Source organism: Acinetobacter sp. YH12068_T, from assembly GCF_024606005.1.
GTDB classification, from domain to species: Bacteria; Pseudomonadota; Gammaproteobacteria; order Pseudomonadales; family Moraxellaceae; genus Acinetobacter; species Acinetobacter amyesii.
The window spans coordinates 1,806,010-1,823,523 of record NZ_CP094555.1; the positions used below are offsets into that span (position 1 = coordinate 1,806,010).

Sequence of the window (17,514 nt, forward strand, 5' to 3'; positions counted from 1 at the left end):
CGAGCCAAAGTTTTGTTATGATAGCGAAAAGCCTTATAAAGATTCAGCGCTTATGTCGATTCATCCAGACCCAAATATTAATCGTTTAAATGTTTTAGGCGAACCCTTGGCAAGCTGTTGTTTTGATCCGATTACCGGATATTTTAGAAATGGCTTTTGCCATACAGCAACAACAGACCTTGGTCAGCATACGATGTGTGCACAAATGACATCTGAATTTTTAAACTTTTCCCAAAAAGTTGGCAATGACCTAATCACACCCTTACCCGAAGTTGGTTTTCCAGGACTACAACCTGGTGACTTCTGGTGTATCTGTGTGACTCGCTGGGTGGAGGCGTATCAAGAAGGATTTGCCCCACCTATTAAAATACAAGCGTGTCACCAAGCGGCGCTGTCTTATGTGCCGCTTGATGTACTTATGGAATATGCAGTGTAATGAGTACTCCCAAAATCATTTTGGCTTCGAGCAGCCAAACCCGTAAAGACCTGATGGACCGTTTACGGATTGATTACCTCTCAATCGTACCAGATATAGACGAAACACCTCGTGGTGAGAACCACGCTGATGAGTTAGCAAAGCGACTGGCATTTGAAAAAGCTTCAGCAATTGCAAACCAACACCCAGACGCGATTGTGATTGGTTCTGACCAAGTCGCATGGCGCGAAGGCGCACCAGATATTTTTATCGGTAAACCGCTTTGCGATGAAAAAGCCATTAAGCAGCTTCAAGCCAATTCTGACAAAATCGTTTATTTCAGTACGGCACTCAGTGTCCAACAAAAATCGACAGGTTTTGAACAAACCCTTGTCGAGCACTATAAAGTGAAGTTTCGCAAACTTAGCTTGCCTGAAATTGAACGTTATGTTCAGGTTGAACAACCGTTACACTGCGCTGGCAGTTTTAAATGTGAAAGTTTAGGGATTAGCTTATTTGAAGAAATGATCGGGCAAGACCAAACTACACTCATGGGTATGCCGATGATTAAACTCTGCAATATTTTGCGTGAGCTTAAGATCTTAGTCCCATAATTTTAAAATCTTTATCTGTTACAGCATAATAAACACATCATTAGCTCTTTATGGGCTAATGATTAAAAAGTCACTTACTTATTTATTACAACCAAGAACTGAAAACATGAAAACGTTTAATTTAATTTCATCTAGCCTCATTAGCATTAGCCTTCTATTTTGTTCGACAAACGGTCATACCAATACAGTGAATCAAACTGTGACCAACTCTCAGAAATACAACAAAAACTTAGTCAATGAGTGGGTTCAATATAAATTTATCTATGCTGAATTAGAACAACAAGGCGCTGCAATGCAGGAGCAAATCATTCAACAGCTAGGCACTAAGACCAAAACCGGTGGTAGTAACACGCCAGAACAACAAATCAATAAACTGGTTGCTCTAGGCAAACAAAAATTTGAAAGCATTCAGCCACAAACAGTTGAAGTAAAAAAACTTCTAAAACTACAAACCGAAAATGTTGAAATGATGGCAAAAGTCATGCCGAATCATTTCAAATTAATGTCTGATAAAGAAAATACTAAAATTGACACCAATGCACATTTTGAGCAATTCATGAAATTTTCAGCGACCACGGCTGCTGCCAATAGCTATGATTTGGAAGTTGAAAAATTAGTCATGCAATATCTCAAAGACAATCCTTTAAAATAGTCTCAAGCTAATCGAAATAATTTAATGAAATAGAGCCTTGCTAAAAACAGGAATCTCAAGGGACAATATATCCATTGAAATTGTATGTATTTAGCTATGGCTCATTCTCTTGACATCCTCGGCGGCATCAGCGCTGAACAATTCCTTGCCGAATATTGGCAAAAAAAACCATTATTGGTTCGAAATGCACTCCCTGAAATTGCCCAAATACTTGAACCGAAAGACGTTCTAGAATTGGCTTTAGAAGATAACGTCACTGCACGTCTCATCAAACAAAAAGATCGTGATCCTAACCAATGGACAGTAAAATCTTCTCCGCTACTTAAAGCTGATTTTCAAAAAATGCCGAAACTGTGGACTTTATTGGTTCAAGCTGTCGATCATTATTCTTTTGACCTAGCCGAGCTATGGAAGCAGTTTTCATTTATTCCGCAATGGCGTCGTGATGACATCATGGTGTCGTATGCACAAAAAGGTGGCTCTGTCGGGCAACATTTTGATTTTTACGATGTATTCCTCGTACAAGGCTATGGTCACCGCCGTTGGCAATTAGGTCAGATGTGTGATGCAGATACTTCATTTGTCGAAGGTCAACCGCTTCGCTTACTGCCAGAAATGGACGTTCATTTTGATGAAGTGCTTGCTCCCGGCGACTTACTTTATGTGCCACCAGGCCTATCACACTATGGCGTAGCTGAAGATGAATGTCTGACCTATTCATTTGGCTTCCGCATGCCAAATGTCACTGAAATGATGGATCGAGTGACAGACAAATTCACAGACAATCCTCTACTTAAAAATCCATTAACTGACATTTTACGTGACCAAATCAGTGCGATTGGCCAAGTGACTGAAAATGAACTTGAGTATTTAAAAGAAAAGTTATTTGAACAATTGCAAAATTCAACCGTACTTGAAGATGCAATCATGAGCTTAATGTCAGAACCTAAATATCCTGACAATATTCCTGAAGCCGAAGAAATCGGCACTGGTGATCTTGAAGAGGCCTTAGATCAAGGCTATCAACTCATGTTAGAACCGGCTTCACGCTTACTATATACAGAGCAAGACGGTGATATTTTGTTTTGGGCAAATGGCGAAGGAATCTGTATCTCAGACGAATTTGCAGTGCATTTAAAAACCATTGCCGATGGCCAAAGTCTAGCGCTAGACGAATCTTTATATGATGCTGATATCTTAGAAGATATTGCCATGCTATTAAATGAATCTGTGCTGATGCTCGTCCCAACGGAAGCTGAATAAACTCAATAAAAAGGGAGCGTCATGCTCCCTTTTTATACTGCTGAATAGCATTATTTTCGCTTTCTCCGATTTAAAAAATCTTCGACTTGATCGGCTTTTTTTTCCACGATGACGTGATAAACCCATACTATCAACAACACAAATCCAATAAACCACAGATAGCGCATTACACCGTATTCACTACCTTTGCCTTGCCAAATTTGTAATTCAATACTTTGAAACTCTACATTCCTCGACTCTAACAAACTTATTTGACTGGTCATACTATTTGGATCATTGGCAGCATTGACTGAAAAAGGCGCACCGTCCATAACAAAAATAAATTCTTGTCCTGCATCCAATGTTTCTAATCGTTCAACCTGATCAATACCTGCACCCATTTGCATAAGATTGCTTGAGGTTTGTTGAATAGCGGCATTGTAGTTATCAATTTGAAATTTTACAGATACCTCACCACTGATCATTGCCCTACCTTTGACCAACAAGACTGCACGATATGGGTTTTGGCTCGATGTCGCCGTGTAATCCACTGCAAAATTTTTAGTGTTTAATGCATTTGTATCGCTTTGACTTTCTGTGAGTAATTGCTGAATTTCTTCGGTACTTAACACCGCATGCTGGAACAAAATTTGCCCATACTCACCCGGTTTAGGCGCTTGATCCTGCGAACCACAAGCTGCTATAAAAGTGACACAGCAGAAGAATGCAATGCGCTTTAGATGACTTAATATCGAATTGATCATCATTATTATTTCAACTTATTATTTTATGCAGCTGATTTTAAATTAATTTCTGTTTGAATAATGGTACAGCCTTGCTGAGAATGAATTTTGAAATTTCCGCCTATACGCTCCACACGCATTTTCATACTTCTCATACCGATACTCATGCCATGATTTGAAACACTCTCAACATCAAAACCGATGCCATCATCTTCAATAGTTAATAACAATGCGCCATTTTCGAACTGTGACAGCGTGACATTGACATGATTTGCTTGGCTATGTTTCACAATATTGGTCAGGCTTTCTTCAATCACTCGTATTAAAGTCAGACACTGAATTGCCGTTGGTTTGATCGCCCACTGCGAAGGAATACACCATTTGGCATTCATTTCCACTTCATCCATCAATTGACTAAAGCGATGTCGAACAGGTGCGATCCAGAGCAAAGGTGAATCTGGCACTTTACTGTCTAAAGATGATCCACTATCAATAATTTGCCTTAAATCATCGCGCAATAATTTCAACATCGACAAGAACTGTCTGTTTGGAATATTACTTTCGCACTGATCAACCAAGATCATCGAGCGCACAATGGATGCGCCCAGACCATCATGCAGATCATGCGATAATTTAATCCGTTCCTGCAGGCGTACATTACTCAGTTCAAGCTGATGTTTATCATTCAAGCTACTACATAGTTCATCACTGACTTTCTGAACTTCAAATGCCAAATCATCATTATATTTTTCAATTTTCTGTATATTTCGATTGAGTCTCGCCCCCAAGATCACCACTATAAATAAGGTTATAATCGGTGAAGTAAAGGGTGATAAAGGTGTAAAATTTTCTTTTGGAAAGAGTACCAAGACCATGATGTCAGCTATGACTATCACAATTATCGCAGTCAAACAGATTGCTAATAAAATATAGTCCTTTCTTCGTTCTTTGAAACAAATTTTACACAGATAGAGGTAAGTGATAAAAAAGAATGCACAATATAAAAAGAAAATAAGGCTCGAAATATCTGCATTTTGTTCAAATGGCCAGATACACACTACACCAATCAGTGCAGCAGTCAACATAGTAAATGACAGTTCTATTCGTGGAAACTTACGCCCAAGAAAGCGCAAGATATAGATACTAAAGCACTGAAAGTACAGCATTACAAATATCAGATTAGCTTTGGCAGAAAAAACCGAATCTGGGTATGGAAAGGTTTCAGTAGTCAGAGCATTACTGAGAAATAAAATCCACAGCACTGTTGAAAGCGCAAACCAGCCAAAACTGGTATCACGAGGACGCATCAACCAAATAATAAAGCAAATTAGACCCAAGACCCCAGAAAGAAAAATATTTAACTGTAATATGGTCCGACGTGTAAATGTTGTTTTTTCGGCTTGCTCTACCGTTGCCATTACATTGTTAAATACTACTGGGCCCAAGCCAGCATTTAAACTCGAGTAACCATACACATAGATCAAAGTTTCATTATGATCATGTTTGATTCCACTTATCGGTAAAATCCAATAGCGCGCAACATTCCAACTTTTAGAAATCGGTTCTTGAAGATTTTTATTGGTCCACAGCAAGTCGCCATTCAGAAAGACTGAACCCGTATTAATGATATAATCAATATATAGTACGATGGGTTCTGCCAAACGGGCATTATTTTTACAGTACCAAGACCAGTCTAGTTTATACCAAGCACCACCTTGATAACCTTCCCAGTCTTTATCTTCTTTCCAACGATCAGGTAATTGTGTGGTTTTCCATCCCGTTCTGGGTAATTCTTGATTGGATGGTGTTTTCACCCGTGAAATGCTATTTACAGTCACATTACATTGATCATTTACAGGGAAAACTTGCTCTGCATGACTCAAGGTCCCCCATACTAAACAGAGGATAAATAATAAAAAATATCCTCCTTTACGCATTATAAAATACCCATAGATCTTGCTGTACTCACGGCTTTTGTTCGTTTCGTTACGGCTAATTTTCGGTAAATATGTTTAATATGGCTTTCTACGGTATAGCGTGATACAAAAAGCTGTTCAGCAATCTCACGATTACTCAAACCTTGAGCAACCAAACATAAAATTTCTTTTTCACGACTGGTCAGCAGGTTTAAGTCTGCTTCATCGGCGACTGTTTGTTCTGGACTTGGTGCTTCAGCTTCAGATATTTGTTTGAGGATTTCTCGTGCAATAAATGGGTCAATCGGCGCCCCACCACGTAAAATACTCCGAATAGATAAAAGTACTTCAGCATCATCACGTTCTTTTAATACATAGCCTGTTGCGCCTGCTTTAATCGCAGCAAATAAGCTTTCTTGTGTACTCCATGCAGAGACAACCAAGATCATAGTATTACTTTCGAGGGAACGTATTTTTTCAATAATTTCGATACCACTACCATCAGGCAAACCTAAGTCAACTAAGGCTAAGGATATCGGTTGGGTCTCTACGGCTTGAATAGATTCTTTGACATTTTTGGTGAAGATAAGCTCTTCCCGCTTATAACCCAGCTCCGTCAAAATTTGACGTAAACGTAATTGAATAATTTCCTCATCTTCAACGACGAGCACCGGTACGGGTAGTATGACTTCTTGTGGTGACATGATTTACTTCCCCCGAAAAAATGAAATGTCTTTTACATTAATGAGTTTAATCCTTTTAGGATATCCCTATAATTAAGTAAATTTCTTATTTTTAATAATTTATTCTAATTCAATTGATGCAGTTATGATGCATTTTTCTTCTAATTTTAGACCCATTTATCATTACAACATGTGTATAGCCATCTGTCTGACTATACACTGCACTTAGCTTAAACTTGAGTAAGATTAGCTCAAATATTGCTTTTTCAGATATTTTACAATTTTTTCAGATTCAAAAAGTTCTACACCAGTATTAGGATCTTTCAAATATGGTACTTGAATATTGTTCCCCATGATTTTTAACACTTGTTCACGCTTACCACCTTTCAGGGGTACATATTTACCAGGTTTTAAGCGCATCACCGCTAATCCCTGATCTTGCCAACGCTCCTTAGCCACATTATGAAAGGTATATGCCAATTCCATTTCAGACAATGCGCTACGTACAATGCGTGTATACGGACTCGCTTCAAAACCCCATAGTTCTAAGAGTTGACTTGGTGCATCACGATGAATAACTTTACGCTGCACCCACACCCCTTGAGCCCCATTAATTAAAGTTCCAACATAGGCAACATACGGAATTTTAGGATAACTGGCATATTTCTTAGGAGTCTGACCTGTTTTGCCATAATGTTTAAATAAATGATGAATAATTTGCTGAGATTCGTACAAACGATCCCCAGTGTTGTCATCCACCAAGAAAGGGAATTGCTGTTTTCCACCTAATTTCTGTACCTCTAAACGGTACTTTTTAGCCCCTTTGGGACATGGGTAAACCTCATAATCCAAATTGAGTGTGGTTAGTACTTCACGTACACGACGACAATAGGGAGACCCTTCAAATTCGTACAGTTTAAGGGCTTTTTCAGGTTGTTTCGGATAAGGCGTCCCATTTGTACCACGTCCGCCCTCTGCTACGCCTGAGAGCAACGCTTGCGCCACTTTTAATTGATGCAACAACATACTTTTTTTCCTTTCTTTTTTTATTTCGTATTTTTATACATCAGCCGAGAGTCCTCAGCTGATGTTTGTATTTTCTTTTTCACATTTATATCGTCGTGTATGAGCAAGAATTACGCTTTCATTCCACGACTAAAAATTCAAGTACGCTTATAAAGCAACCAATTGCTCTTTTGAAACAACGATGCCGTTATTATCAGCATAGATAAAATCACCAGACTGAATGTTTACACCACCAAAACTTAATGGAATATCTGTTTCACCCACGCCTTTGCGGTTACTTTTTTGTGGAATTGCGGCCAAAGCATGCACACCTAAATCAAGTTCGGCTATTGCATCGACATCACGCACGCAGCCGTAAATAATGACACCATTCCAATGATTCTTGACTGCAGATTCAGCAATCATATCGCCCATCAAGGCACAGCGCATCGAAGCGCCACCATCCACAACCAATACTTTACCCGTACCATCGGTTGCCAATAATTCTTTAACACGAGAGTTATCTTCAAAACATTTAACCGTCACCACCTGACCGCCAAAACTTTTTCGTGCACCATAACTTTGAAAGAATTTACCATCCATTGATGGGATCACCACTTGTAATTCTTTGTCTGGATGATCATCAAGTAAATCACAAGTGACGAATGGAACTGTAGACACGATATTTCCCTCATTTAATTGTTAGTATGCGTAAATTATCATAAATCTCGAACTTTTCAGTCTGAGTTTGTGCCGCCTCGACCATAGTATGAGCCACTTGCTGTGCTGTCACTGGCTTAAATTTGAAACGATCAGGTACAAAATGCGAAAAGCGCATATAAAGTTTCTGTGTCGCATCTTCTAAACGTCGAGATTCATGACGCTCACCAAGTAACAGCGAAGGCTTTAATATCGAAAGTTGATTTAACTTTAAGGTTTTTAAATAATATTCCAATTCCCCTTTGACTCGATTATAAAAAAATGCGGAATTGGCGTCAGCGCCCATAGCACTGACAATGATCAATTGTGTATCTGTATATTCTAATAATTCAGCAAAATGCGCATTGATGCTAAAATCAATTTGATAAAAATTATCTTTAGACCCTGCTTTTTTAATGGTCGAGCCTAAACAACTAAAGGCATGACTATAATCTCTCACATCATCCTGAGTCAGAGAAAGAAAGTCACTGATCACCATTTGTTGAACTTTTGCCAGTCCATTCAGTTCATGGTCACGCTGACGTACCACAGCCGTAATATTCTTACATCTTGCATTTTGACTGAGCTGACGAACCAATTCCCGCCCGACCAATCCTGTTGCTCCGATGACAATCGCATTCTCTATACTTTTAGTCATTTTTCATACAATCTCAATCACTTTAGACTAATCTAACGTTTTCTTTAAAATTTTTCTGCATCTAAAATGTTGTCAAAGCATGTCAAGACTTGACTTAAGCGCTTAGTTTAATCACAATATGGCACTTGTTTACGGGCTGGTGATAGTTCTTCTGATGTTGGTTTTCAGATGTAATTTCAGCCCGCCCAGACCAATCTATTTCAAGGAGTGCACGAGTGGCAAACTCTGCTCAAGCAAAAAAACGTGCTCGTCAAAACGTTAAAGCACGTCAACACAACGCAAGCTTACGTTCTATGGTTCGTACTTATCTTAAACGCACAGTAGCTGCTATTGCTGCTGGTGATTATGCTGTCGCTACAGAAGCTTACAAAAAAGCTGTTCCTGTAATTGACCGTATGGCTGATAAAGGCATCATCCATAAAAACAAAGCTGCTCGTCATAAGAGCCGTTTAAATGCACAAGTTAAAGCTTTAGCTAACTAATTTGTTGCGATAAAAAAAGCCCTTTTTAGGGCTTTTTTTGTACCTATAGGTTTTTAAAAGCAAAAAAATAAGGTCCTCGATGGACCTTATTTTCTATTTACAGATTATTTATTAATCAGTTTCATATTCGTCGCTGATAAATATGTCCATAATAAGTTTTGGCTTGCTGTCAAATTTGTCCAACGTTGATTGCCACCATTGGTACAGCTATATCGAATTAAATCCGCACGGTTATTTTGCAAACGTCCCGTATTTAAATCCATACATTGACCACTTTGACGAATCGTTGTAGTCGCAGAGTCCATGGTCCAAATTTGGTTGGTTTGGTTTAACATGCAGCGTTCTAGCGTCACTTTAGCTGAACCACCGTTGCCTGTTATGCATTGATCTGGATTTGACTTACTGTGTATACGGCCAATGGCATCATATACCCACTGTTCCGATTCGTCCGCAGTACATCCGCTTGGACCACTGATGTATAAATTTAATGCTCCATCAGTTAAGGTTTCAAACTTCAAACAGTTATTACCATTTTTGATCAATGTTGCCTGCTCGAACAAACCTTCTTGAGTGACTGAAAGCTTTTTCATAAATGCTTCGAGCGCGCTTTGCGCCTCAGGTACTTGATTTGTTAGGTCTTGTGCATACACATTCATCCAACGATTTAGTCGGTATGCTGTGTTTTGTTGCGACTCATAACGGGTTAATTGCTGACGCGCCACACTATTCATCAATGACTTGTCACTTTTATATGATTCATACAGCATTTTTTCAGTTGGATTAAGAGCAACAACAGCATTTGCAGCTTGCGCTTCCAAAGCACTTTCTAATTGAGGAAGTTCGATAGCACGCAATGCACTATAACCATGCTGACGCCCAATTTTGACAGCCGGCTTGATCGCTGTGCTGTAGACTGGAATATCAATATTTGCTAATAACTTGGCTTCTTCACCCGCTTTTTTACAATACAAATCAACTTTCTGTGGTTGATCTGCCAAAGCTAAATTGACATGCAGTTTATTGGCATTACTACCTAGTCGTACAGGTGCTAAAGCAATATTGTTGACTTTATTCGTGTATTGCACATTCAACCAACATGCAGCTTGGTCTAAGGCCGTATTGGCCGCCGTTAAATCATAAACATTACCCCAGTTTGAACGTGCCGCAGGATATAACAAACCGACTTGATTGACAGGATCATAACCACCTAAAATGGTAATGACAGGCTGACCAAATACTCGTGGTCGTGGATAATTTTGATCTGCGTTATACCAAACCGGAGCCGTCGAATTTGGCATCTTCGGTTGTGCGACTTCCATCTCACGAGTGGTTTTGTTCCACTTTTTGTAGCCGGTAGGTGATGTTTCATCCCAGACATAACGGTCAAAGTGTGGTTGAATTTTCAGGAATGTGCTGTAACCCGTATAGTGTGTGTAACGTGATACATTACTATCAGGATACCCGCCGGACATGGCATCTTTTCCGTACGGGAACAAATTTTTAAAATTTGGGATACCATTCGCTCCATCCCACTTCCATGTCGCCGTCCATGATAGATTTCCGCGCATCATATTGCGATTGGCAATATAACCCCATCCACTGTCCGCATGATGTGCAGCCCAAAATAGATTGTCACCTACCTGACCAGGGTAATGTCCTAAACCATAGTGATGGCCAATTTCATGGCTAAATTCATTCCCTACAGAATCATAAAGTGTGAGCATGCCATTACCACCACTCAGTCCATGAGTATGCACACCATTGACATAGTTCCCCTTCGTATGATGGACAACTACTGTTTGGGTTAATTGTGGCTGACTTTGGTTGGCCATAGATGCACTGGTAATACCCCAGTTAGCAAGGTTTATACCAACACTAAAGGTTGATTTACCGACATCCTCACGCATGTCTCCTGCATAAACACCTCCTTCTCCGGCACTTTTACTGTCATAAATAACACCTGAAGATACCATTGCACGTGTTAACTGCATATCATCATATTGTGCAACCGTCATTTCTGCTGCAGGAATGGTTTGGAAATAATCTGTGCCCGCTTTTTCAGGCTCTAGTAGCATATAGTGGCCGGTAGAATTTGGCTTATCTGCCAACATACCAACACGGATATTATTTAAAACCAATTCCCCTGGTGCAGCAAAATCGATTTTATCCTCAGCCAATTCACCGCTGACTTTATTTGCGTCAATAAATTTTAATCTTAGACCGGGTTTAACTTCATCCCAATTGAGTTTCGTGGTCCACGCGCGTTTACTGTACCAAACATCTGGACGACCTCTTTGCCCACTCTGGTCTGAAACAGGCATTTGCGTCGGATCATCCAATGTCGCGGTACGAACTAAGCGGCTGTTTTGATAGATTTCTACTTTGAGTTGCTTGATGTTTTGCATATCAAGTGTTGGCGTCACGATAAGCAGCGCTTCTTTTTCACTGGTTAACCGTGGCATTTTCTTAGCTTCGTTCGCATTCGGATCGACGACATGACTTTGACCAAATTGAACTTGCGCTGAAAAGTTCCCGACTAAATCATTTCGTATTTCACGAACAGCATCATTTGTATCGTAGTCATAAAAGCCAATACTGGTATCATCGACAATATCTTGGGTTGGTTCTGGATAACTGGCAGTTGATGCAGAGCCACCTGAACTATTACCACCGCCTCCACCACCACAAGCAACTAACATTAATGACACAATACAAATTGATAATTTGTTATATGAAAAATCTATCACACTTTTCACCACTATTCCCCAATTAGCCACAAAAGAATCCAATAAAGAGACTTACATAAAATATATAAATCAATAATTTACAACAAAGTTAATGCTATTTTCTTTTTTTTAATCATTCAATTGCCGTGTTTTGTCACTTATTAACAATTCAAATAAAATCTAAATATTTTCTATTGGTAGAATCATTATTAATGTGACAGGTACTTCACTTTTCAACTAAAATTAAGATGTAGACCTGTTAATACAATCGTATATTCCCGACAGAAATTGTCTGGATATTTTTAGAAAGTTTGTAAATAAAAAATTTAAGAAATGGTTTAATCCCATATATTTTTTATGGTATTTTAATTTTCATCCTAGGCAGCCATTGCTGTACAAATGAAAAGAGGGATAAAAATGTCGATTAACCAATTTTTGCCATCATTAGAAAAATTTGCAGAAGCAGAAAATCAATATATTGAATATTTTACATCGAAAGGTGAAAAAGACATTTTAGGTAAAGTCATTTCAAATATGAAATCGACCGCTGAGATTCAAGCCTCTCAAGGCGTAGATTCATGGTTAGCATATGGCGTGTACTTACCAGCTGTAGAACGTATTTTTGCACTGCATCAAGGGGAAACAGAAGCTGAATTTTTTGAACGCACACAATATCCAGTTGAAATCGTACAAGCGTATAGCATTAAGGATCATGACATTGCGACATTGATTGCTGCAGACAAATACAGTCGAATCCACCAACAGCACCTCCCAGTTAATACTAGCCGCTGGCCTTATAGTGACGATGGTTCAAGTATTGATTTAAATCAGTACCCTGCACGAATTAAAGCCAATATTTAATCTTTTATTTAATGAAATACTGAAACAGATAAAAAAGGCATCCGCACATGGATGCCTTTTATAAATTTTTTATTATTAGCAAAATTTCTTAAAGTTGCTGTTCAGCTTGCTGAAATTCACGAATATTTAATTCATTTAGTTCACCACGCCAAATCCATTTCAGTTTTGACTCAAGGAATACATCTCCTTCAAACCAAACAAATAAACCTTCCATCATTTTAGGCCAATCTTCGCGTGTCACGATATTTTTACCTGAAATAATGGCAAGAATTGCAGCCAAAATCGTATCATGACTCACCGCTAGACTCAGACCATAATCATTGGTTGGATGAGTGTTGTAAATCAACTCCAAAACATCTACCACCCCATGAATGGGCTGTTTCATACCCGGCAAAGCATTATTCACAAAACTATTGATAAAGCCTAAAGCACCTTGCTTTTGAAAGTATGGTCCTGCTTTTTTAATATCGAGCACAAAACTTCCCGGCTCGACCAATAATCCTTGTTCAATGATCTCGATATGGTGGGTATTTGGCTCAATCGTGACGTTATCTGCACCTTGAATCATCAATGCTGCCGTATCCACACAGCGCTGAATTGGACTCGAAATACAGTGCTGAATAACACGATCGGTATTTTCAACCAAATAGCTGCCCCACGCTTCGGCTAAATCTCGTCCTTGATGGGTCAGTTGCAAGTCATAACCGGCCAAGCCTTGTCCTTGTACAACTTCACGAATGGAATGACGTGTAAACAATGTTACAGGCGTCTTTTCATACGGCAATAAGTCTATTGCTTTCAGCATACTCGGTGGGAGCAAATCTAGGGCCATAATTGACAGTTCTTAAATGCAGGAGATTTAACGGAGTGTGCAGACACTATAGCATGAACCCGATTTAGCTCAAGTTTTGTCAGGCATGTTTGCCAAAGCATTTAAGGCCAATTCTTTCATTTCGGCATTTTTAAATGCAATAAATCCACCATTTAATAAAGTCGTGCGTTGGTTATATAGAAATGCGCGACCTTTAAAATCAATCAATCCACCACCAATACGCTCGATTAAACATTGTCCAGCACTAGTATCCCATTCACAGGTAGGATGAAAACGCGGGTAAATATCCACTCGATCTTCTAACATCATACAAAACTTATATGCACTACCAGCATGGTATGCCTGATAAGGACTAAGTTTTTCTAAAGCGTCTAGATAGTGCTTATAAATCGGCTTATTTTTAGCACTTTGACTCAAGCCAACGTGTACGACATTCTCTACAGAGGTTTGAACATATTCATACCATGTGGTTGACTGGCTATCATATTTCAGCGGCAGTCCCTCAAAGGGACAAATATATACGCTGTATTCCCCGGGGATCGCCAATATGGCAAAGGTAGTATTAGCACCCTCAACCAGACTCAGATTAATGGTAAATTCAGGTCTTTTATGTAAAAACTCTTTGGTACCATCTAAAGGATCAAGCAGCCAAAATTTTTGCCATTGCATACGTTCAGACTTGTCACCTTCTTCTGACAATACAGGCAAGTTAGAAACTTTGGATAATGCTTGAGTAATATAGCTATTTGCACGATAGTCAGCTTGCGTTACAGGTGAATCATCACTTTTACGTTCCACATCAAAATCCGCACCTGAGCAATAACGCTGATATTCTTCTCGCAAAATTTCGCAAGCTTGTGTCACAATGGGAACCAACTGCAAAATCAGTGGGTCTTGCGGTGCTGTTGTTGTTTTAAACATAGAATACCTTTATATGCCAAATTACTCAGAAAAGCCGACGATCATTTTCGATATGGACGGTACTTTACTCGATCTTGCTTATGATGATTTTATCTGGAATGAGCTGCTGCCAATTCGCTATGCTGAACAGCATCAGTGCTCACTCGAACAAAGCAAGCAAACGCTATTTAGTTTTTATCAACAACATAATCATACCCTAAAATGGTACTCCTCTCGCTTTTGGACGTCACAAGTTGGCGTTGATGTTTTGGCAATGCAAATAGAACAAAAAGCCAAAGTAGCTAAACGCAAAGGCTGCATTGAGCTGCTCACCTATCTTAAAGAAAATGGCTATCCTATTTGGCTTGCGACCAATGCCGACTTTGCAGGCTTACAATTCAAACTCGAAGAAACCGGTCTTCGTGATTATTTTGATGTTATCGTCAGTTCAGAAACTCTCGGTCATGCCAAAGAGTTTATTGAGTTTTGGCAAATATTAGCAAGCAAACATCCCTTCGATGCAAAAAACTGTTACTTCATTGATGACACAGAAAAAGTGCTCAATGGTGCAAAACTTTTTGGAATTGAACAGCTCTATTCGATTCAGCAGCCTTCATCTGCCAAAGCGCCTCGCGAGACTTGTAATTATCCAATGCTGTCCGCATTAACAGATTTAATCCCTATTTTAGAAGCTCAAACGACTGAGCAAGTCGAGGAACAGAAAAAATATGCGTAAATCTAATCTAGCCGAAGATGCGGTTGGTATGCGTATAGACAAATGGTTGTGGGCTGCGCGTTTTTTTAAAACACGCTCTATTGCCAAAAATGCTATTGAAGGCGGTAAAGTTCATCATAATGGCGAACGCGTTAAAGTCTCTCGTGAAGTTCGTGTAGGCATGGAATTAACCATTGCCCAAGGCCTTGAGAAAAAAACCGTGGTGGTGAAAGCACTGTCGGATGTTCGTGGGCCTGCCCCAACCGCTCAGCTGCTTTATGATGAAACTGAGGTCAGTATTGCAAAACGGGAATTGCTCGCATCCCAAAGAAAGTTGCATAATCTAGCTCGGCCAGATCATCGACCAAGTAAAAAAGATCGTCGAGATATTGGTAAATTTAAAAGAGAAAATGATCAACAGTTTGACCAGCAATGGTCTTATAATGATGATTAAGTTAAAGCGTCACAACATGTCGCACCTGTTGTGATTTTCATAGAACAAAAGGATGATTTCTGTCACTATACCCTCGTGGAACAGATTTAAACTGAATACATCCACTTGAGTATATTGTTTCGTGACATCGTATTGAGGTTGTAAGATGGATGATAATAAAAGCAAGGCGTTAAATGCGGCCTTAAGCCAAATTGAAAAGCAGTTTGGTAAAAACACCGTTATGCGTCTTGGTGATAATACTGTACAGGCAGTTGAAGCTGTCTCTACGGGTTCTTTAACACTAGATATCGCACTAGGTATTGGTGGTTTACCTAAAGGTCGTATCGTAGAAATCTACGGTCCTGAATCTTCTGGTAAAACGACTATGACATTACAAGCCATTGCGCAATGTCAGAAAGCTGGCGGTACTTGTGCATTCATCGATGCTGAACATGCATTAGACCCTCAATACGCACGTAAACTTGGCGTAGATATTGATAACTTACTTGTTTCACAGCCAGACAATGGTGAACAAGCACTTGAAATTGCAGACATGCTGGTACGTTCAGGTGCCATTGACCTGATCGTTGTCGACTCTGTAGCTGCACTTACCCCTCGCGCCGAAATTGAAGGCGAAATGGGTGACTCACATATGGGCTTACAAGCTCGTCTAATGAGCCAAGCACTGCGTAAAATTACCGGTAATGCGAAACGCTCTAACTGTATGGTGATCTTCATTAACCAAATCCGTATGAAGATTGGTGTAATGTTTGGTAGCCCAGAAACCACAACTGGTGGTAATGCACTTAAATTCTATGCATCTGTACGTTTAGATATCCGCCGTATTGGTCAAGTGAAAGAAGGCGACGAAATCATTGGTTCAGAAACTAAAGTGAAAGTTGTGAAAAACAAAATGGCTCCTCCATTCCGTGAAGCGATTTTCCAAATTCTTTATGGTAAAGGCGTGAACCATTTAGGTGAGCTTGTTGACCTCGCAGTACAACAAGAAATTGTTCAAAAAGCAGGTGCTTGGTATTCATACCAAGGTGACAAGATTGGGCAAGGTAAAAACAATACCATTCGCCACTTAGAAGAACACCCTGAACTTGTGCAAACTATCGAAAAACTGATTCGTGAACAACTTCTGACTACGGGTACAGCACCTGTAGAAGACAAAGACGAAGAAGAACCAGACTTTTTAGATGCTTAATTACAGCATACTTTAATAGCAGACGAAACGCCCTACGGGGCGTTTTGTTTTGCACTCAAAATTTGTATTAAAATGACCCCATGACTAAAAACCATTTTCCACTCTTGCTTGATTATGAAGCACTGAAACAACAGTTTGCAGAAGCTGAAGAAACTACCTGCGTAAATCATGCTGCACAAACTGACATTTCACATGACAATACTTCGGTGATCGATCACACTGCGTTGCATTTTGACACCAATGGTAAAGATGTTCATGCTGAAAAAAAACCAGGACTGTGCGGCTCTCGTCTACGCTCGTACGCTTTTGCAGTACTCACACGTAAAGAATACTCAAAAGCGGATTTAATCGAAAAATTAGCACTGTATGCGGATAGTCGTGAAGAAGTCATACACTTGGTGGAAGAACTCGCACGTGAGAACTATCAAAGCGATCAGCGTGTAGCAGAGATGGTGCTATCGAGTCAAAAACGTAAAGGTAAAGGCCCTAATCATATAAAGCTCGCGTTAAAAAATAAAAAAGTAGACAGTAAATTAATTCAGGATGAATTAAAAGAAACAGATTGGGTCGCTGAAGCCTACCAGCTCAAGATAAAAAAATTTGGCAAAGCTGTTGAACGTAATCCAAAACAAAAAGCCAAACAAATACGTTTTTTGCAATATCGAGGCTTTGATCTCGATACGATTTTTAAAGTGATTGCACGTAAAGAATTTGATGACGAATAAAAA

The 17,514-nt window shown here is 39.5% G+C and carries 19 protein-coding genes; 10 read left to right on the forward strand and 9 right to left on the reverse strand.

Translation table 11 applies throughout. The features are described from left to right. The first annotated feature begins 52 nt into the window (after positions 1 to 52). The 4 genes from MST18_RS08725 (at position 53) to MST18_RS08740 (ending at position 2,944) form a co-directional block, all read left to right on the forward strand. Complete coding sequence (locus MST18_RS08725) at positions 53 to 436, forward strand: DUF2237 family protein (RefSeq protein WP_078188698.1); 384 nt, start codon at positions 53 to 55, stop codon at positions 434 to 436. Then, a complete protein-coding gene (locus MST18_RS08730) occupies positions 436 to 1,029 on the forward strand; it encodes a nucleoside triphosphate pyrophosphatase (RefSeq protein ID WP_180133082.1) in 594 nt (197 codons plus the stop codon). Before MST18_RS08725 ends, MST18_RS08730 begins: the two co-directional genes overlap by 1 nt. A gap of 106 nt (positions 1,030 to 1,135) precedes the next feature. Beyond that, positions 1,136 to 1,681, forward strand: coding sequence for a hypothetical protein (locus tag MST18_RS08735; RefSeq protein ID WP_180133081.1), 546 nt, complete (start codon positions 1,136 to 1,138; stop codon positions 1,679 to 1,681). Positions 1,682 to 1,777: 96 nt separating this feature from the next. Further along, positions 1,778 to 2,944, forward strand: coding sequence for a cupin domain-containing protein (locus MST18_RS08740; protein ID WP_180027242.1), 1,167 nt, complete (start codon positions 1,778 to 1,780; stop codon positions 2,942 to 2,944). A 50-nt stretch (positions 2,945 to 2,994) separates the two neighbouring features. On the opposite strand, the gene MST18_RS08745 is transcribed toward MST18_RS08740, so the two are convergent. From MST18_RS08745 to MST18_RS08770, 6 genes are all read right to left on the reverse strand, one after another. After that, positions 2,995 to 3,690 carry a hypothetical protein gene (locus MST18_RS08745; RefSeq protein ID WP_180133080.1) on the reverse strand — a complete coding sequence of 232 codons (696 nt, stop codon included), beginning with the start codon at positions 3,688 to 3,690 and terminating at the stop codon, positions 2,995 to 2,997. A 20-nt stretch (positions 3,691 to 3,710) separates the two neighbouring features. Next, the gene (locus tag MST18_RS08750) at positions 3,711 to 5,603 is read right to left on the reverse strand and encodes an ATP-binding protein (RefSeq protein ID WP_180133079.1); all 1,893 of its coding nucleotides are present in this window, start codon (positions 5,601 to 5,603) and stop codon (positions 3,711 to 3,713) included. Next, positions 5,603 to 6,286 (reverse strand): response regulator transcription factor, encoded by a 684-nt coding sequence (locus MST18_RS08755; protein WP_078188703.1) that lies wholly within the window; start codon positions 6,284 to 6,286, stop codon positions 5,603 to 5,605. The genes MST18_RS08750 and MST18_RS08755 overlap by 1 nt, the downstream gene beginning before the upstream one ends. Before the next feature lie 225 nt (positions 6,287 to 6,511). After that, positions 6,512 to 7,291, reverse strand: coding sequence for a glutathione S-transferase N-terminal domain-containing protein (locus tag MST18_RS08760; protein ID WP_180133078.1), 780 nt, complete (start codon positions 7,289 to 7,291; stop codon positions 6,512 to 6,514). Between the two features lie 147 nt (positions 7,292 to 7,438). Beyond that, positions 7,439 to 7,951, reverse strand: a complete 513-nt coding sequence (gene rraA / locus MST18_RS08765; RefSeq protein ID WP_180133077.1) for a ribonuclease E activity regulator RraA — start codon at positions 7,949 to 7,951, stop codon at positions 7,439 to 7,441. Between the two features lie 10 nt (positions 7,952 to 7,961). Continuing rightward, the gene (locus tag MST18_RS08770) at positions 7,962 to 8,627 is read right to left on the reverse strand and encodes an NAD(P)H-binding protein (protein WP_180133076.1); all 666 of its coding nucleotides are present in this window, start codon (positions 8,625 to 8,627) and stop codon (positions 7,962 to 7,964) included. A 215-nt stretch (positions 8,628 to 8,842) separates the two neighbouring features. Between MST18_RS08770 and rpsT the strand changes: the two genes are divergently transcribed. Beyond that, positions 8,843 to 9,109, forward strand: a complete 267-nt coding sequence (rpsT, locus tag MST18_RS08775) for a 30S ribosomal protein S20 (protein WP_078188707.1) — start codon at positions 8,843 to 8,845, stop codon at positions 9,107 to 9,109. Positions 9,110 to 9,213: 104 nt separating this feature from the next. On the opposite strand, the gene MST18_RS08780 is transcribed toward rpsT, so the two are convergent. Further along, positions 9,214 to 11,808, reverse strand: coding sequence for a M66 family metalloprotease (locus tag MST18_RS08780; RefSeq protein WP_180133075.1), 2,595 nt, complete (start codon positions 11,806 to 11,808; stop codon positions 9,214 to 9,216). Positions 11,809 to 12,252: 444 nt separating this feature from the next. On the opposite strand from MST18_RS08780, the gene MST18_RS08785 reads away from it, so the two are divergent. Continuing rightward, complete coding sequence (locus MST18_RS08785) at positions 12,253 to 12,696, forward strand: hypothetical protein (RefSeq protein WP_180066534.1); 444 nt, start codon at positions 12,253 to 12,255, stop codon at positions 12,694 to 12,696. An 88-nt stretch (positions 12,697 to 12,784) separates the two neighbouring features. Here MST18_RS08785 and MST18_RS08790 read toward each other — a convergent pair whose 3' ends face one another. Then, a complete protein-coding gene (locus tag MST18_RS08790; RefSeq protein ID WP_180133074.1) occupies positions 12,785 to 13,528 on the reverse strand; it encodes a histidine phosphatase family protein in 744 nt (247 codons plus the stop codon). Between the two features lie 69 nt (positions 13,529 to 13,597). Further along, positions 13,598 to 14,449 (reverse strand): 3'(2'),5'-bisphosphate nucleotidase CysQ, encoded by an 852-nt coding sequence (locus tag MST18_RS08795; RefSeq protein ID WP_180133073.1) that lies wholly within the window; start codon positions 14,447 to 14,449, stop codon positions 13,598 to 13,600. Between the two features lie 13 nt (positions 14,450 to 14,462). On the opposite strand from MST18_RS08795, the gene MST18_RS08800 reads away from it, so the two are divergent. The 4 genes from MST18_RS08800 to MST18_RS08815 all read left to right on the forward strand — a co-directional run bounded on the left by MST18_RS08800 (position 14,463) and on the right by MST18_RS08815 (position 17,511). Beyond that, the gene (locus tag MST18_RS08800) at positions 14,463 to 15,164 is read left to right on the forward strand and encodes an HAD-IA family hydrolase (RefSeq protein WP_180133072.1); all 702 of its coding nucleotides are present in this window, start codon (positions 14,463 to 14,465) and stop codon (positions 15,162 to 15,164) included. After that, positions 15,157 to 15,597 (forward strand): RNA-binding S4 domain-containing protein, encoded by a 441-nt coding sequence (locus MST18_RS08805; protein ID WP_168377604.1) that lies wholly within the window; start codon positions 15,157 to 15,159, stop codon positions 15,595 to 15,597. The genes MST18_RS08800 and MST18_RS08805 overlap by 8 nt, the downstream gene beginning before the upstream one ends. 145 nt (positions 15,598 to 15,742) lie before the next feature. Beyond that, complete coding sequence (recA, locus tag MST18_RS08810; protein WP_078193524.1) at positions 15,743 to 16,786, forward strand: recombinase RecA; 1,044 nt, start codon at positions 15,743 to 15,745, stop codon at positions 16,784 to 16,786. A gap of 80 nt (positions 16,787 to 16,866) precedes the next feature. After that, positions 16,867 to 17,511: a regulatory protein RecX gene (locus MST18_RS08815; protein ID WP_180133071.1), complete on the forward strand. Its 645-nt coding sequence runs from the start codon at positions 16,867 to 16,869 to the stop codon at positions 17,509 to 17,511. The last annotated feature ends 3 nt before the right edge of the window (positions 17,512 to 17,514 follow it).

Bases quoted from the DNA above. Each gene is read 5' to 3' on its own strand.
- MST18_RS08725 (WP_078188698.1), top strand. From the start codon at position 53: ATGTCGATTCATCCAGACCCAAATATTAATCGTTTAAATGTTTTAGGC.
- MST18_RS08730 (WP_180133082.1), top strand. From the start codon at position 436: ATGAGTACTCCCAAAATCATTTTGGCTTCGAGCAGCCAAACCCGTAAA.
- MST18_RS08735 (WP_180133081.1), top strand. From the start codon at position 1,136: ATGAAAACGTTTAATTTAATTTCATCTAGCCTCATTAGCATTAGCCTT.
- MST18_RS08740 (WP_180027242.1), top strand. From the start codon at position 1,778: ATGGCTCATTCTCTTGACATCCTCGGCGGCATCAGCGCTGAACAATTC.
- MST18_RS08745 (WP_180133080.1), bottom strand. From the start codon at position 3,690: ATGATGATCAATTCGATATTAAGTCATCTAAAGCGCATTGCATTCTTC.
- MST18_RS08750 (WP_180133079.1), bottom strand. From the start codon at position 5,603: ATGCGTAAAGGAGGATATTTTTTATTATTTATCCTCTGTTTAGTATGG.
- MST18_RS08755 (WP_078188703.1), bottom strand. From the start codon at position 6,286: ATGTCACCACAAGAAGTCATACTACCCGTACCGGTGCTCGTCGTTGAA.
- MST18_RS08760 (WP_180133078.1), bottom strand. From the start codon at position 7,291: ATGTTGTTGCATCAATTAAAAGTGGCGCAAGCGTTGCTCTCAGGCGTA.
- MST18_RS08770 (WP_180133076.1), bottom strand. From the start codon at position 8,627: ATGACTAAAAGTATAGAGAATGCGATTGTCATCGGAGCAACAGGATTG.
- MST18_RS08780 (WP_180133075.1), bottom strand. From the start codon at position 11,808: ATGTTAGTTGCTTGTGGTGGTGGAGGCGGTGGTAATAGTTCAGGTGGC.
- MST18_RS08785 (WP_180066534.1), top strand. From the start codon at position 12,253: ATGTCGATTAACCAATTTTTGCCATCATTAGAAAAATTTGCAGAAGCA.
- MST18_RS08790 (WP_180133074.1), bottom strand. From the start codon at position 13,528: ATGGCCCTAGATTTGCTCCCACCGAGTATGCTGAAAGCAATAGACTTA.
- MST18_RS08795 (WP_180133073.1), bottom strand. From the start codon at position 14,449: ATGTTTAAAACAACAACAGCACCGCAAGACCCACTGATTTTGCAGTTG.
- MST18_RS08800 (WP_180133072.1), top strand. From the start codon at position 14,463: ATGCCAAATTACTCAGAAAAGCCGACGATCATTTTCGATATGGACGGT.
- MST18_RS08805 (WP_168377604.1), top strand. From the start codon at position 15,157: ATGCGTAAATCTAATCTAGCCGAAGATGCGGTTGGTATGCGTATAGAC.
- recA (WP_078193524.1), top strand. From the start codon at position 15,743: ATGGATGATAATAAAAGCAAGGCGTTAAATGCGGCCTTAAGCCAAATT.
- MST18_RS08815 (WP_180133071.1), top strand. From the start codon at position 16,867: ATGACTAAAAACCATTTTCCACTCTTGCTTGATTATGAAGCACTGAAA.